The 758-nt window shown below is 55.1% G+C and carries 1 protein-coding gene; it reads left to right on the top strand.

What is annotated here, in order from left to right; all coding sequences use genetic code 11:
* Positions 1-59 precede the first annotated feature (59 nt).
* A partial coding sequence (locus tag ACR0E6_RS22155; RefSeq protein ID WP_480587420.1) for a membrane dipeptidase occupies positions 60-758 on the top strand: 699 nt, incomplete at its 3' end.

The following is a 758-nucleotide window of genomic DNA, read 5'->3' as shown; positions in this document are numbered from 1 at the left end:
GTTCAGCCTTCGCACGCGGATAGTCTTCTGACACCCGCTTATTTCAAAGGAGTATCCTGATGAACAAATTGATGGCCGCTGGCATTTTGGCTTTGTCTTTGGGTGCGCCTGTCCTTGCCAGCGAGGAAAGCAAAACCTGGGACGCCTCCGATGAGGCAAAGCAGTTCGTTCAGGACACGATTGTTCTGGGTATGCTGGCCAGCCCCTATGGGACAGGCTGGACAGAATACGACCAGCTTCACACCTATTTCCAACGTGCCCGAGACAACGGCATAACCGGGCACGAGATGACGCTTGCGGCAGCGGACATGTCTTTTGAAACGCTGCTTGAACAGCACTATCACTTTCGGGCAGCGATGGCCCAGCAGCCGGAAAACTACCTGATCGTGAACGAGACACGCGACATCGAAGCAGCCCATGCCCAGGGTAAGACGGCTGTGATCTGGAACAGCCAGACAGCCACGATCCTGGATGGCGACCTCACGAAAATGGCGCTACTCAAGGACATGGGGATCAAAAGCATGATCCTTGCCTATAACGACATTTTCAGAACCGGTTCGGGACAACTGGCGGCCTATAACGGGCGTGACATTGGCCTGACGCCGTGGGGTAAGTCCGTCATAGATGAAATGGTGCGGTTTGGGATCCTGCTGGACCTTAGCCATACCGGGTCAAAAACCGCCAATGACGCCATGGATTACATGGACCAGACCTATCCCGGCGTCCCGTATGTCTATACCCACTCGGTTCCTGCCGGG

Source organism: Ruegeria sp. AP12 (assembly GCF_056540025.1).
Note: the sequence above shows the minus strand (reverse complement) of the source record. Positions and strands in the feature narration are given on the sequence as shown.